This window comes from Paenibacillus cymbidii, from assembly GCF_004764705.1.
In the GTDB taxonomy this organism is placed as follows: domain Bacteria; phylum Bacillota; class Bacilli; order Paenibacillales; family NBRC-103111; genus Paenibacillus_AN; species Paenibacillus_AN cymbidii.
Map to the genome: position 1 here is coordinate 53,504 of NZ_SHLX01000004.1, position 15,000 is coordinate 68,503.

General features: G+C 55.5%; 10 protein-coding genes. 8 read left to right on the forward strand and 2 right to left on the reverse strand.

The annotated features are described in order from the left end of the window. Both EXY20_RS07305 and EXY20_RS07310 read left to right on the forward strand, forming a co-directional pair. Positions 1-5,259, forward strand: a complete 5,259-nt coding sequence (locus EXY20_RS07305) for a CBM96 family carbohydrate-binding protein (RefSeq protein ID WP_167859047.1) — start codon at positions 1-3, stop codon at positions 5,257-5,259. A gap of 112 nt (positions 5,260-5,371) precedes the next feature. Next, positions 5,372-5,860 carry an RNA polymerase sigma factor gene (locus tag EXY20_RS07310; protein WP_135549226.1) on the forward strand — a complete coding sequence of 163 codons (489 nt, stop codon included), beginning with the start codon at positions 5,372-5,374 and terminating at the stop codon, positions 5,858-5,860. Positions 5,861-6,150: 290 nt separating this feature from the next. Here the strand turns inward: EXY20_RS07310 and EXY20_RS07315 are convergent, their stop codons facing one another. Both EXY20_RS07315 and EXY20_RS07320 read right to left on the reverse strand, forming a co-directional pair. Beyond that, complete coding sequence (locus EXY20_RS07315; RefSeq protein ID WP_135549228.1) at positions 6,151-7,503, reverse strand: MATE family efflux transporter; 1,353 nt, start codon at positions 7,501-7,503, stop codon at positions 6,151-6,153. Positions 7,504-7,613: 110 nt separating this feature from the next. Continuing rightward, complete coding sequence (locus EXY20_RS07320) at positions 7,614-8,162, reverse strand: hypothetical protein (protein WP_135549230.1); 549 nt, start codon at positions 8,160-8,162, stop codon at positions 7,614-7,616. A gap of 186 nt (positions 8,163-8,348) precedes the next feature. Here EXY20_RS07320 and EXY20_RS07325 point away from each other — a divergent pair, with 186 nt between their 5' ends. From EXY20_RS07325 to EXY20_RS07350, 6 genes are all read left to right on the forward strand, one after another. Further along, positions 8,349-9,017 (forward strand): ArsR/SmtB family transcription factor, encoded by a 669-nt coding sequence (locus EXY20_RS07325; protein WP_135549232.1) that lies wholly within the window; start codon positions 8,349-8,351, stop codon positions 9,015-9,017. Positions 9,018-9,030: 13 nt separating this feature from the next. Beyond that, positions 9,031-10,371 carry an MFS transporter gene (locus tag EXY20_RS07330; protein ID WP_135549234.1) on the forward strand — a complete coding sequence of 447 codons (1,341 nt, stop codon included), beginning with the start codon at positions 9,031-9,033 and terminating at the stop codon, positions 10,369-10,371. 68 nt (positions 10,372-10,439) lie between these two features. Next, positions 10,440-10,784, forward strand: a complete 345-nt coding sequence (locus tag EXY20_RS07335) for a YciI family protein (RefSeq protein ID WP_135549236.1) — start codon at positions 10,440-10,442, stop codon at positions 10,782-10,784. A 13-nt stretch (positions 10,785-10,797) separates the two neighbouring features. Then, a complete protein-coding gene (locus EXY20_RS07340; RefSeq protein WP_135549238.1) occupies positions 10,798-12,027 on the forward strand; it encodes an RNA polymerase sigma factor in 1,230 nt (409 codons plus the stop codon). A 520-nt stretch (positions 12,028-12,547) separates the two neighbouring features. Beyond that, positions 12,548-13,780, forward strand: a complete 1,233-nt coding sequence (locus tag EXY20_RS07345) for a DegT/DnrJ/EryC1/StrS family aminotransferase (RefSeq protein ID WP_167859048.1) — start codon at positions 12,548-12,550, stop codon at positions 13,778-13,780. 185 nt (positions 13,781-13,965) lie between these two features. Continuing rightward, a complete protein-coding gene (locus EXY20_RS07350; protein ID WP_135549242.1) occupies positions 13,966-14,907 on the forward strand; it encodes a helix-turn-helix transcriptional regulator in 942 nt (313 codons plus the stop codon). Positions 14,908-15,000: the final 93 nt, after the last annotated feature.

Below are 15,000 nucleotides of genomic sequence, written 5' to 3' on the forward strand. Positions count from 1 at the left end.
TTGAAACGATTTCTGACGAAATGCTGCCTTGCGCTTCTGTTGACGTGGATGTTGCCCGCCGTTTCGCCGTTTGTCCCCGCAGGCTGGCAACAAGCCGGCGCCGATGCCGGAGACATGGCCGACGGGGGCATGATTTTAACCGATGACATGCAGGATTTGTCCCGCACTTATGCCCATAGCGGCGTATCTGTCGTTTCGGTCGCTTACGGCACCTATGGCCTTGGATACGGGACGGTCGTCAGCGCCGGTTCTTTTGACGGGGATTCATCGGTCATCATGGGAAATGGCGGCGCTTCTTATCTGATTTACAAGAAGAAGGACATTCGTTCCTTCCAACTGGTGGCGTATGCCGAGCCGGGAGCGCCTGTTCCCGCCATTCAGGTTTCCGTTTCAAGCGATGGGATCGCGTACCGGGACATTGCGCCGACCGTGACCAACGAAGGTGGGCAGAACGGCTCATGGGTGCGGCTTGACTACACCATGTCGCAGCTGACGAATGCCGACTATTTGCAAATCGCCTGGGACAGCGGCGTTTCGGCCGTATTCGCAAGCAAGCTGCGAATCGGTTATACGGGAGGAGTCGCGTTTGAGGATACGGGATTCGAACAAGCAGCTACAGCGGAACTGTCGCAGACGGGCGGCTGGGAAGTGAAGATCGCCAAAGCGGACGCGGCGGATGTGCCCGATTTCGCCGTAACGGTTGAAGCGGAGCAAGGGGCGCCGGGTCGTTACTTGCGGATCGCTGAGCGTCAAGCCGCTTCGGCGGGGATGGTGCTGGTCGGGCAAAAGGTTACGTTGCCTTCGTTTTTTACCGGCGCCGACGATCTGCTGCTGTCCGCCGACATCAAAAGCACCAGCGAAGCGACCTACTCCGGCAACTCATGGCGACTCGCCGTATTGCCCGCTGCGGTTTGGGACGAGTTGTCGGCAACGAACGGAGGGGCCGGCGTGTACCGGGCAGCCGATGAGATTTATTCCCTTTCGCTTCATGACGGGACGATAGACCCGGATGATGTGGCGGAGTGGACGCACTTTTCCACCTTGGGCAGCAATATTGTCTCCCACCTGAGCGGCCGTGTTGGCGAACAGGTCGTATTTGCCCTGATCTTCGAAGCGGCTTCGGATACTTCACTGGACATTGGAGGAGTGGATAATTTCGAGCTGAACCTTGGCGAGCTTTCCAACAGCCGTCCCCACTTTGTGAATGTGAAAGCCGTCAGGGACAACTATTTTGCCTTCCGTTGGGCAGCGGATCTCGTCCAAGCTTATCAAGCCAAATATGACGTTTGGCTGGATCGCGAAACCGAGCTCATTTCGGATTCCACCTACATCCAGGAAAATGCGTTTGTCGATCCGGAGCTGGACGTCGCCTTGACTTATCAATATGAGTCCCTGTCCGCCATTCGGGCCGCAGGCTACGACTACGATACGTATTACAAGATTGCCCAGTTCAAATCGCCGGGAATCGATCCGCAGGATCCTGCGGACGACCGGATCGTCAGTCTCGCGAATACAAGCGACAGCGAGATGAAAACGATCACGAAAGGCTGGTTCGCGAAGTGGATCCAGTCGCATACGGAAGGGGCGCAGTATTTATCTTATCTGTATCTGATTACCGGCGACGAACGCTACGCGGCCAAGGCGGCGGAAATCGTCAAGGAATTTGCGGCCAAATATCCCGGCTATGTGAATCATGACGTTGTTTCACCGGTTCGTCCATTTGCGACGAGAGCGTATTATTCGCCGCTCAATGAAGGGCAATTTTTGATTACGCCGCTTGTATTTGCCGTCGATAACTTGTTCGATTCCGGCCAACTGGATGCCGCGTCCAAAACCGCCATTCGCGCCGACTTGTTGTATCCGGCGACGGAAGCGATCAAACGGAGCTCGCGATTGTCCAATTTTCAGGTGATCATGGACGCTTCGATCGGTTTGGTCGGTTATTTATATGACGATGCCAACCTGATCGCACAGGCCAAAAACGGGTATGCCGCTACGGCTGAAACGGGAACGGCGCTCGGTCTGTTTGACGGCCTGCTCGATTATGGCGTGGGAGACGACGGCTTCTGGTTCGAAGGCACGCCAAGCTATCATAGTTTCGTATTGAAGTTCTACATCTATTTGGCGGATGCGGCTCAGCGGATGGGCAGCAATAAAGGCGAAAATTTGTATGCCGGGAATGCCCGGCTGGAATCGATGTTTCGCGTGTTTATGCGCATCCCTTATCCGGATTTGACGCTTCAGGCCAATAACGATTCGGTTTACAAACCGGATTTGCTCACCCCAGTCTACTTGTGGATGATGGAAACGGCCGATCGGGAGTATGGCGAGCACGACAGCACGTACCTTGCTTTTCTCAATCAGGCCTATACGCAGAAACCGCGAAGCGCGGCAGACATCAATGCACTGCTGTTCGGGGGCGGAGATATTCCCGCGGCAGACCGGCCGTTCCAGCTGCAGGATGCGAACATGCCCGGACTGGGCACAGTGTTTACCCGGAATACACATGACGGGCAGACGTATATGAGTACGCTTGACTACGGGCCTTTTACGGGGACGCACGATCATAACGACAAGCTGAATATAACCACCTACGGCAACGGGCGCATGTGGTTGGACGATTTGGGGATCAGCCCCTACGGGACGGAATCGGCCGAGCAGTATTATCGTACGTCGGCTGCCCATAACACGGTGGTCATTCCCGACACGAAGCAGGCCGGTCTGGCCGGAGCTTTTATCGCCAGCAGTCATACGCAGTCGATGCACGTCAGCGCGGCTTCGGCGGACAGCATTTATCCAGATGTGCAGCAATACCGCAGAGGATTGATAGCGGTTGACAATTGGATGCTCGATGTATTCCAGCTTCAGACCGGCAAACCCAAAACCTTCGACTGGTTTGCCCATGTTCCGAAAAGCACGATGAACCTCGATATGCCGATGGGAACGCAATCGGGGAATTTGGGAACGGCAAACGGCTATCAATATACGCAGGTACAGGCCAAAGGCACGACTTCCAGCAATTTTCAAGCGTTATTTACCGATACGACCGACAGCAGCCTGACTTATCGGATCACCATGATCAATGATGTCACCACCGATGTGTACCAGGCAACCTCCTTTGGCACGGCCAACGAGCCCAATGTGACGATCCCCGTGCTTGCCGCCCGCCAATCCGTAAACGGCAAAGGGGAGTTTCTTGCGCTGCATCAATTTGCGCCTGAAACTGACGGCATTACCGCAGCGTTCAAAACGGATGACGGCGTCGAATTGTCTTTGGCGGATGGCGGCAGCTATCGGATTCATTACGACTTTGCGCATGCGGCGGAAGAAACCGGCTTCCAGCTGCTCAAAACAGATGCCGACGGCAATCCGCAGAAGCTGGAAATCGCCAACGACAACCGCGCGGCTTTCGATCGCAAGCTGTATGCCAAGAGCGATCAGGTGCTGAGCAGCTTGTCGGTGCTGAGCAACCCGGATCATACCATTGACATCGCCAACGACCCAACGGATCCGACCCAAAAGCTGATGACGACCTTCACGCTGTACGTAGGCGATGCAACGGTAGAGCGGATACAAGTCGACGGGGAGGACGTTTCTTTTACCCGCAATGCCGATTATGTGACGATCCATGCTCCGATGAAGGCCAAACCGACGCTGGGCAATAACCGGGTGGCGCTCCATGCTTCGGACGACGCCTATGCGAAAGAAGCGGAACCGAACCGGGTGCTGGGCAGCTACACCACGCTCGCTTTGCGCAACGGCGGACTGACGCGCACCACGATGGCCGCGTATGTGAAATTTGATCTTTCGACGTATACCGGACAAGGGTTGGCGGATGCGAAGCTGCGAGTTTACGCTTCCGACACCGCGGTGCCGGCGAATCCGGTAAAGCTGGCCGTTTACGGAATCCTGAACAACAGCTGGACGGAGGAGACGCTAACGTGGAACAATGCCCCCAACCTGGGCAAAGACGGTTCCGGGTATACGACCATTACGGGTACCGGATCGACCGCCTTTTACCTTGGGAGCATCAGTATGGAGAATCGGAACAATGACTGGCAGGAAATCGACGTTTCCGGATTTGTCAGAGACCACGGTCTGGCGAATCAGAAGATCAGCTTTATCGTCATGCCGGACAAAACGTACAACGACTGGATCAATGTCAGCAGCAAGGAAGGCGGAACGCGGGGTCCCGAGCTGGTAGTGAAGGAGAAGCAGGAGCTTGCGGCTGCCGAAACCGCTTATGTGCGCGGAGGAGCCTACGCCGATCAGCATATGGACGGCAGCGGCGCGATGGAAGTAATGGATGCGGCCGCCGCGACGGACGATCGGTTGGCCTATATGAAATTCAGTCTCGGCGCTTATGCGGGTACCGGGCTTGGCAAAGGTGTCCTGTCGTTCCATGTGTCGAGCCTGTCCGCATCAGCGCCGGTTGCGATCGATGTGTATGGCTTGACGGACGACAGTTGGAACGAATCCGCCATCATGTGGAATCAATCGCCGACGGCTGGCGGGATGCCTGTCGGTGCCGTCCGGATCGGCACGGTGTATGTCGATCAAGCCAACAAAACCTATCTGGTGGATGCCACCGCTTATCTGCGGAGCCAATTGCCCGATCGCTACGCCACGATTGTGCTGGTGAACGGGGATGCCGCCAACTCCCTGCTTCAGATCGATGGGAGAACATCGTCGCTTCCGCCGACGCTGTCGCTGTATGCGCCGTATGTGGATTCGGCTTTGGGCGGGGCGTTCATCTGGGGAGGAGCGGCGCATGCCGATACCAACTATGAGTATTCCACCCATCTGATCGTCAAAAATGCCACCGGAACCGCGGACGACCGGAAAGCTTATTTGCAAATCGATCTTGGCAACATCAGAACGGAACGGGTGAATCGGGCCGTGCTGAAGCTGCATGGATTGAATTCGACATCAGCTTCGGTTGCGCCGGTGACGGCGTACGGGATTACGGATAACATTTGGGAGCCTTCGCTGATTACGTTCAACCATGCGCCCAACCACAACGCGACCACAGGGGAAGTGACCGGTGTCGGCACCACGGCGTTCCCGCTGGACACCGTCGGCATCGGGGCCGCCGTAGGCGACTTTGAGTGGGATCTCAGCGATTTCATCTATTCCGCTTTGCGGGCGGGTGATGCGGCCAGCCTGGTGCTTGCCATCGATCCCGCAATGAACGACAGCTATATCGACTTTAACGGCCCGAAAGGCATCATAAAACCGTCGTTCGAGCTGGATTATTAACTTGTCTCCATCGCTGCCCGGCGCTTGAGTCGGGCAGTTGATTTTATTATAAACTCGCCAGGAGGGGAACCGAAAATCGAATGGAATTGTCTATTTAATGAGAGGTGAGGGGATGGATCACGACTATTTAAAGAACCTCCGTCAGTTTGACTCGCAATCGTTTCGTGAGTTTATGGAGACCTACGGGCAGGACGTATGGAATTATGCTTATTTTCTAACGAAAAGCACGCATGCTGCCGACGATATCTCGCAGGATGTTTTTATCAGTGCTTACCAACATATCGGTTCATTCCGCGGGTTATCGCCTGTGAAACATTGGCTGCTCAGGATTACACGCAATACGGCAACCAATTATCGTACAAAAGCGTTTTTCCGCAAAATGGTGCTCGACGATCGTATTCATTCGCACGAAACGGTACCTTCGGCCGAAGCAGCTTTTTTCGCCAATCGCTACATCGACGAGATTTGGAATCATGTGATGCAACTGTCGATCAACTGGTCGCGAAGTGTGGATGGCCGCATCACGGGGCCGTTCCCGGTCGATTTGATCAACGGCAAAGTAGTGGGCATCTGCCCTTCCTGCTCGGTGGATGAGCACTAGTTGATGGCTAATCAATGATGGCCCCCCAGGCCTCGAGCCAACAGAGTTGGCGAAATAGGCCATGTTTTATGGCCTATTAGCCCCAAAATGGGCAGCCGCCACAAAATAACCAGTGATTTCACTGGCTATTCTCGTCAATCTGCCCTGATTGCTGCCATTCGGTCCAAATAACCAGTGTTTTCACTGGTTATTTCCGACGAGGCAGGCGAAATGGGGCATATAAGCCATTTTTCATGGGCTATTTCGTTTGGGCCAATCCCGTATCCTGTCCTCGCGATGTAATAAATGTGCTACTGGGCCAAGCTTTCCAAATCGGGCTGCAATTTGTTTCGCAGCACATACAGCATGAGGGCGCCCACAAGGAACGCGGCGGCATCTGCGATAACAAGCGACCAGACCACCCCGTGGAAGCCGCTCATGCGATTGGCGATATACAATACCGGGATCAGCGTAATGCCTTGAATAACGGACATAATAAACGCAGCGGTTCCTTGCGCCGTTGCCTGGAAGATCCCCGTAAACAACGAAGTCATTCCCGTAATAAACAAGGACAAGAACGTGACGTGAAGAATGTAGCTGCCCATTTCAATCAAGATCGGGTCATTCGTAAACAATCCGATCAAACGGTCGGAAATCAGATAAACGAAGATGCCGAACACAACGGCCAATGCCACAATCGTTTTGATCGTGAATGAAGTGGTATGTTTCATGCGCAATTTATTCGCGGTAAAAGAGTAGGCAATGAGCGGCACGACTCCTTCGCACAATCCCATCAGAATAAACTCCGGAAATTGCAACAAGCGCGATGAAATTCCGTAAGCCGCAACGGCCTGATCCCCATAGTCAATCAGATAATGGTTAAAGATAAGCGACATGGCGCCGAGAAATATACTCATAATGAAAACGGGAACGCCGATTTTGAATACATTGCTCAAAATGTCCCCGGTAACTCGAAACCATTTGGCGGAAATCGTCAGGAACGCACTTTTGTAACCCATATGGAACGTATAAAATAGGCCCGCAACCAGGTTGGAAACGACAGTAGCGGATGCCACGCCGACCACGCCCCAGTGGAAGACGAAAATAACCAGCGCATCGAGAATAATATTCACCACAACGCTGAGTATCATACCGATCATCGACGTGACTGCCGCGCCCTCCGAGCGCACCATATTTTCCAGCGTAAAAAACAGGACGACAATGGGCGAACCGATCAGCATAACCGTCACATAATCCTTTGTAAAGCCGAAGGAGTCCGGCGTTGCCCCAAGGCCGTTAACGATTGGATCGATCAACGGGATACCGACGGCCATCACGACAAGCCCAAGAACAAGACTGCTGTAGAAAGCGAATGATGACACGTGCTTTACGGCTTCGTATTTTTTCTCTCCCAGCAAACGGGAGATGAAGGCGCCGCTGCCGATGCCGATCAGGTTGCCAAGCGCCATAATGGCTGCGAATAACGGCAAAGTCAGGGCAAGTGCGGTCAACATGGCCGTATCGCCCAGTGTGCCGAGGAAATAAGCATTCAGGATGGAATAAATGACACTCATTGAGGTGCCCAGCATCATCGGTACGGCGAAGTGGGCGACGGCTTTGGCGACGGGTGCTTTTTCAAAGTAATGTAGGTTGTTTGTTTCCATGCGGGTCACAGCTTTCTGCAAGTATTTTGATCTGATCAATAGCTACAAAATACAGCGACATTATGAACGCAATATAAACATCGCGACGGCTTGACTCCAAGACGAGATCCTTATTTACTATTGAAATTTAAGTCGCCGAGATTTTTAACAGTTGAAATTTCTCCGACGGTTTCATGGGAAGGGGTCAAATCTCCGTCTTCATCAAATGTAAATTTCCCGTGAAAAACGCCAAGAATCACATAAGCATCCTTTAGTATGGGGCCCTTATATTTTTCCAGAAATACAACGGCTTTTTCGCCCTTTTTCATGACTTTGTTTTTCTCAAAGGTATACTCCACATTCCCGTAAACCCCGCCGGTTTCCAAGATTTGAATATTCTTCGTATCGGCATTCCCTTTGAAAAGCTTCTGTACTTGTGCGCTCTGGACAGTAAATACGACATTTTTGTATTTCAATGCATCGCTATCAGCTATCAGAACTTCAGCAATCAACTCTGAAGAATCCTTCAAATCATTGACACTTGAATATCCCTTTGTTAATTCCCCTCCCGTATCTACTGTTCTTAATGGAATGTTCAGCGTGTATACAATAAAACCAATTATAGCTATAAATGTGATAGCAGATAGAACAACTATTTTATTCCTTTTTTTTATTAACAAGTCTATCTCTCCTTTTTGGAACGTTTCGCATAATCTACCATATTGCTGTGATTATGTATACTTATTATTCCATTTGAAGAGTGTGAAAGGGTTGCAGGATATTATTGAGGGGGCGCCTTGACTAAAAAACGAGACCCCATTTATAATTCAATTGAATCGTTGAATATTACGACAGGGGTGGAGGATATGGCGCACGAACTCCCCGTTCGCGTTTTTAAAGATGAGTTGTACCGGCAGTTCGCCCGGATCGGGAAATGCTTGTCCAGCGATAAACGGCTGGAGCTGCTGCACCTGTTGTCGCAAGGGCCCAAGTCGGTAGAGAAAATGGCCGATGCAACCGGGATGAGTGTGGCCAATGTTTCGCGCCATCTGCAGATTTTGCTGGACGCCAATCTGGTGAAATTCAGCAAGAAGGGAACTTATGTGATTTACACGCTGGCCAGTCCCGAGATTGAAGGGTTTATCCATTCGTTGTGGCGCATCAGCGAAATGCAACTGGGCGACGTCTTGCGAATTAAAAACGATTTTATGAGCCATTGCGACGATTTGCAGTCGCTTTCGCTCGCCGAAGCCGTAACCCGAGTGGCGGACGGCAGCATTCTGCTGCTTGATGTTCGGCCTACCGACGAGTACGAGGCGGGTCATATTCCGGGAGCGATCTCGGTACCGATGGAAGAGTTGAATCGTTTCATGCAGACGCTGCCCAAAGGCGCACAAATTGCCGCTTATTGCCGCGGCCCTTATTGCGTGTTTGCGGCCGAGGCGGTGGCGATGCTGCAGCAAGCGGGATTTACCGCTTACCGGCTGGCGGAAGGGGTGTTTGAATGGCGGGAACAACAGGTCGGGAAAGGGTGAGGAGCGTTCGCTCATGGAACAGCAAACGGTAGTACGGGGCAAACAGAGGAAATACTTGCCCGAGCCGCTTGGCGAGTACGTAGCTTCTCCCGATAAGCAGCGCCAGTTATTCAAACGAACCATGAGGATTGTCATGGCTTCGCAAATGTTTGGCGGAGCAGGCCTGGCTGCGGGCATCACGGTAGGCGCGCTGCTCGCTCAGGATATGCTGGGAACGGACAGTTATGCCGGGGCGCCCGCCGCTTTGTTCACGTTGGGCTCTGCCGCCGCGGCGCTGCTGGTCGGCCGCCTTTCCCAGCGGGTAGGTCGCCGGGGCGGACTGGCGGCAGGTTTTTTGGCTGGCGGGATTGGCGCCATCGGGGTCGTGTTGGCAGCGATCCTGAACAGTCTGCCGCTGCTGTTTATTTCGTTATTCATCTACGGCGCAGGGACGGCGACAAATTTGCAGACGCGGTACGCCGGAACGGACCTGGCCCCATCCACACAACGGGCAAAAGCGATCAGCGCCGCCATGGTGTTTACGACGTTTGGCGCCGTGGCCGGTCCGAATCTGGTCAATGTCACAGGATCGGTTGCGACTTCCCTTGGCGCTCCCGCGTTATCCGGGCCATTCATGCTGGCGGCTGTTGCTTATATTTTGGCCGGACTGGTGCTTCTCGTGTTTCTCCGTCCCGATCCGCTTGTCGTCGCCAAAGCGATTGCAGACGCAGCGCGTTCCGGTCAGGGGGGATTGAAAGAGACGGAAGCGTCGGCTGCCGAGCTGCGAGTGAATAAACAAGGGTTGGTTGTTGGGGCCGCCGTGATGGTGTTGACGCAAATCGTGATGGTTGCCATTATGACCATGACACCGGTGCATATGAAGCACCACGGGCATGGGCTGGGGAATGTAGGCATCGTAATCGGCATTCATGTGGCGGCCATGTATTTGCCTTCTCTCATTACCGGCGTGCTTGTCGATAAATACGGGCGGACGTTGATGTCCTATGCCGCCGGAGTCACGTTGCTCCTGGCCGGATTGTTGGCCGCTTTGGCGCCCGGGGATTCGCTGGTTCTTCTCGTGCTGGCGCTTGCGCTGCTCGGTCTGGGCTGGAACTTTGGCCTCATCAGCGGGACAACGGCGATTGTCGATGCGACTCCTCCGCAAATCCGGGCCAAAACGCAAGGAACGATGGACGTGCTGATTGCGTTGGCCGGCGCTTCGGGAGGGGCGGTATCCGGGATTGTGGTGGCACAGTCCAGTTATTCTACGCTGTCGCTAGCGGGGGGATTTCTTTCTTTGCTGCTCATTCCGGTTGTCGTCTGGTCCCGAAACAAAAAAAGCATGATTTCCAATAAAATTTTTGGGGCATTGTAGAAATCGGCTGCGTGAAGACGACATCATCATGAAACCAAAATCATGTTGCTCACGGAAGGAGCAAGAGAATGAATTATGCGTTGATGTTTTATGAAAGCCAGGAGGACTTTGCGTCAAGGACGGATCCCAGCCGGCAACAAGCATACTTGGCAGGCTGGACGCACTATGTGCATGCTTTGCGGCAGGCGGGTATTGCGGTATTCGGCGCTGGCCTTCATGCGCCGGAGACAGCGGCCACGATGAAGCGCCGCGGCGGCGAGATGCTGGTTCAGGATGGACCGTTTCCCGAAACGAAGGAGCAGCTCGGCGGGATCTTCGTCATTGACGTTCCGGACCTGGAAACCGCATTGGAATGGGCTGCCCGAGGGCCTGTCGATACGGTTGAGGTCAGACAAAACCTTCCCGGGCTGTAGCGGCCGCGATTCGATGAACACTCATTCGATCGTGGAACAAACGGCGCGCGACGCTTATGGCCGATTGATTTCCTACTTGGCTGTCCATTGGCGGGACCTGCAGGCGGTTGAGGATGCCCTCGGCGATGCTTTTCTCGCCGCGCTGGAAACGTGGCCCGAAATTGGCGTTCCGGACCTGCCGGAAGCGTGGCTGCTCACCGCCGCTCGCAGAAGGCTTATCGATCGCGCCCGCCGCGCCAATGTTTCTGCCAATGCTCTGACGACGCTGTTTGCCATAGCCGAGGATACGCAGCGTCTTACTGCTTCAGGCGCTGCCTTTCCGGACGAACGGCTGAGGATGATGCTGCTATGCACCCTTCCGGCCATCGATCCCGCGATGCGTACGCCGCTTATGCTGCAAACGGTGCTTGGCATCGATGCGGCGCGAATCGCTTCTGCCTTCGTCGTCAAGCCTTCCACCATGGGCCAGCGGCTGACCCGGGTCAAAGCCAAAATTCGCGCCGAAAGGCTCACGTTTGAAATGCCGGACGAAGAGGAAGTCCCGGAACGTCTCGATTCCGTTCTGCAAGCCATTTATGCGGCTTACGGGACGGGATGGGAAGAGGAGGCCATGGCCGATTCGCCTCGGAGGAGGTTGGCGGGGGAAGCGATTTATCTGGGAAAACTGCTTCTCCAGTTCGCCCCAGGCGAGCCGGAGGTTTACGGTTTGATGGCGCTCATGCTGCACTGCGAGGCACGCCGCGAAGCGCGATATGATGCGGAGGGGAATTACATTCCCCTCTCTCATCAGGATGCCGCCAGGTGGGACCGAACCTTGACGATGGAAGCGGAGCGTTGCCTGCTGGCCGCCTCGCAAGCGGGCCGAATCGGCAGCTTCCAACTCATGGCTGCGATTCAATCGGCGCATGCGCAGCGTTTATGGACGGGGCGCACCGAGTGGGCGGCCATTGCCGATCTGTATGAAGGGCTCGTAAGTTTGCGCCCTACCTGGGGCGCTTTGGTCGGCCAAGCTGCCGCGGTTGCGGAAGCTTATGGGGCGGGGCGCGGCCTTTCCTTGCTGGAAGCGATTCCGGCTGCGGAAGTGATGAACTACCAGCCTTACTGGGCGCTGGCCGGTCATTTGTACAAGCGGGTGGGGCGGGAAGAAGCCCGCTCCGCTTACAGTCGTGCGATTGGATTGTGCACGGATGCTTCGGTTCGCCGCTATTTAATCGGCCAGGCCGCCGAGATCGAAATGCGGTAAGTGTACAGGGAACAGGAGACTAATCAAGTCCGCGGCGGTCGCGGGCTTTTTTTTGACTTGGCGGAAAGGATAACATCTGACAGTGGCGCGAAAGCAAATTTGTTTGGTTGGCGGCAGGGAGAATGCGATGCTTAGTGCATCGTGTCTGCTCGGTGATGGTTTAAACAGGGGCGAGGGGGCGGGAGCGGAGAGCGGGGGTTGGTATGGAGAAGCGGCAGCGTTCGCCTTTGTTTTCCGGATTCCCCCTTGGGCCGTTATCATTCGAAGAATCCGGAAAACAAGAAGCGATAGGAATACTAACCCCCGCGCGCAGCGGGAGCCGGTTTCGCCGGATGCGGTGCTGCCCATTGTGTATGATTTTTCGAGTATATGCGGATCTCTGCATACTTTCCCGAGGCTACACAGTCGTGCGATTATACATGCGGATCGGCAGTTTATCCATTCAAGGTCCGTGACGGGCATCCTATAATGAAGGCACATCCGCATGATGATGGAATATGCCCGATTAGAGGAGATGCTTATGTCACAGCTGGCAATCAAAGGCGGTTCCGCGGCAGCCGAGCCGCTCAAGCAAGTGAAATGGCCGAAGCTGTATCCGGAGGACGAAGCCGCCGTCCTGCAGGCGCTGCGCCAGGGATACTGGGGCGGCATCGGCGACGAACAATCGCCGAACCGCAAATTTGAGCGCGCTTTCGCGGATTATCACGACGCCGCTTACGGCACGCTGGTCGCCAACGGCACCGTGTCGCTGGAACTGTCGCTCAAGACGGGCGGCGTCCGACCCGGCGACGAAGTGATCGTGCCCGCCATCACGTTTATCGCCAGCGCCAGCGCGATCGTGTGCGTCGGCGCGGTGCCGGTGTTCGTCGACGTCGACCCGGACACGTGCCAAATCAGCGCCGCCGCGATCGAAGCGGCCATTTCGCCGAAGACGCGGGCGATTATCGCCGTTCATTTCGGCGGGTACATGGCCGATATGGATGCGATCGTGGCTGTCGCGAACAAGCACGGCCTGTTCGTGATCGAAGATTGCGCCCATGCGCAGGGAGCTTCGTGGCGCGGCCGCAGAGCAGGCTCATGGGGCGAGTTTGGCAGCTTCTCTTTCCAGGAAAGCAAGGCGCTGTCGGGCGGCGAAGGCGGCATCGTCCTGACGAACGATGCCCAGCTTCACGAAAAAGCGCAGCTGATCCGCAACATCGGCCGCCATACGGGGCAACGCGCGTACAACCACTATGTGCCGGCGACGAACTGGCGGCTCGGCGGCCTGCAGGCCGCGTTGCTGCTGTCGCAGTTCGGCAAGCTGCCGGACCAAGCCGAGCAGCGGCACCGCAACGCGCTCCTGCTGGCCGAAGGCGTGAACCGCGTCGAAGGGCTGCGCAGCTTGCCGGTCGACGAACGGCTGACGCAGTGGGGCTGCTACTTCTTCGTGATCGCGTTCGATGCGGCGGCGTTCGGCTGCTCGCGCGACGCGTTCGTGCAAGCGCTGCGCGCCGAAGGCGTCGTCTGGACGACGACGGGATACAACCGCCCGCTGTATTATGAAGCGGCTTTCTCTGAAGAAGCGATGCGCCCGCTGCTGCACGAAAGCGTGCCGCTGCCCGACTACGGGCAGATGCGGCTGCCGAACGCCGAACGATGGGCGACAAGTATGGTGACGATCCTGCATTACTACTTGCTCGGCGATCGTTCCGGCGTCGACTATATACTTGAAGCGATTCATAAAGTCAAACAGCACGTGGACGAATTAAAATAAGCGCAACAGACCGGCTCGTCTCCGCCAAAGAGGAGAAGGGCCGGTCTGTCCTTTGCGGCGGGCCGGCCGGAAATGACGGTTGTTGCGCCAGTGGCAACAGCATTACAATAGATTTGCCGGCTTGCCTTGCAATTGCCGGCAAACCACTTTCCTTGCGGCGATGAATCGCCGCGAAACGAGGCCCGATGAAAATCGTCGATCCATCCAGCCAAACGAACGACATAAGCGTCACCGTTGCGCTGCGGCAAGCTATCGAGCAGGTTACCGGCCGCTACGGCGAAGCCTGGATCGCTTCCGATCCGGCGCGGAATACGCTGCCTCCGGCAGACGAAGCGGCCGCAAGCGGCACATTCGAACCGATTCACGAGCCGCACCGGCATCCGTTTCTCGAGCTGTGCGTTTGCCTCGAAGGGCGCTGCACGATCCAGTACGAAGACCGGCTGCTCCCGCTCGGCCACGGCGACGTCATCTTGCTTCCGCCTGAAGTCGTCCACTGCGAAATGCCGGAAGCGACCCGGCCCTACAAGGCGCTTTGGCTGGCCGCCGACTTCAAGCGCACCGTTACGCACGTGTTGTTCAAGGACGGCGGGCAAGATGCGCTGCTGCTGGAAGGCAGCCAGTTCGAATGCGACTATACTACCAACCATATCCTGCATCATGTGCAGCTGGAGGCCAAGGGAGGAGCGCGACACCGGCTCGCCTTCGTCAAAACGTACGTGCTTCAGCTGCTGCTCCATACGCTGCGGCGTCTGGAGGAAAACGAAGGGGAACAGCGTCCCGTCCACGGCGACTGGAAAGACACGATTGTGCGCGAAGTGGGCGAATACGTCGCCAACCATTACGGCCGGAACATCCGCATGGCGGAATTGTCCCACCAGTTGTGCGTCAGCGGCAATCACTTGAACGCGATTTTCAAAGCGGCGACGGGCCGGACCATTATGCGCTATATCGAGGAATTCAAGCTCGACAAGGCGCGGCAATGGCTCGCGGAAAGCGGCGACAGCATCCAGACGATCGCCTCCCGGCTCGGCTACTACGATCAATACCATTTCAGCAAAACGTTCAAAAAGGAAGTCGGCTGCTCCCCCACGCAATACCGGCAAAACGCGGCGGGCCACACGCGCTGAACGCCGGTCAATTTTACATCCGAATCGCCGGATTGTACATGTTGCGTTCCGCCGTCTCTCTATATAATGGGAGCAACATCATCTGGAGGAGGA

Bases quoted from the DNA above. Each gene is read 5' to 3' on its own strand.
- EXY20_RS07340 (WP_135549238.1), top strand. From the start codon at position 10,798: ATGAACACTCATTCGATCGTGGAACAAACGGCGCGCGACGCTTATGGC.
- EXY20_RS07350 (WP_135549242.1), top strand. From the start codon at position 13,966: ATGAAAATCGTCGATCCATCCAGCCAAACGAACGACATAAGCGTCACC.
- EXY20_RS07310 (WP_135549226.1), top strand. From the start codon at position 5,372: ATGGATCACGACTATTTAAAGAACCTCCGTCAGTTTGACTCGCAATCG.
- EXY20_RS07325 (WP_135549232.1), top strand. From the start codon at position 8,349: ATGGCGCACGAACTCCCCGTTCGCGTTTTTAAAGATGAGTTGTACCGG.
- EXY20_RS07335 (WP_135549236.1), top strand. From the start codon at position 10,440: ATGAATTATGCGTTGATGTTTTATGAAAGCCAGGAGGACTTTGCGTCA.
- EXY20_RS07315 (WP_135549228.1), bottom strand. From the start codon at position 7,503: ATGGAAACAAACAACCTACATTACTTTGAAAAAGCACCCGTCGCCAAA.
- EXY20_RS07345 (WP_167859048.1), top strand. From the start codon at position 12,548: ATGTCACAGCTGGCAATCAAAGGCGGTTCCGCGGCAGCCGAGCCGCTC.
- EXY20_RS07330 (WP_135549234.1), top strand. From the start codon at position 9,031: ATGGAACAGCAAACGGTAGTACGGGGCAAACAGAGGAAATACTTGCCC.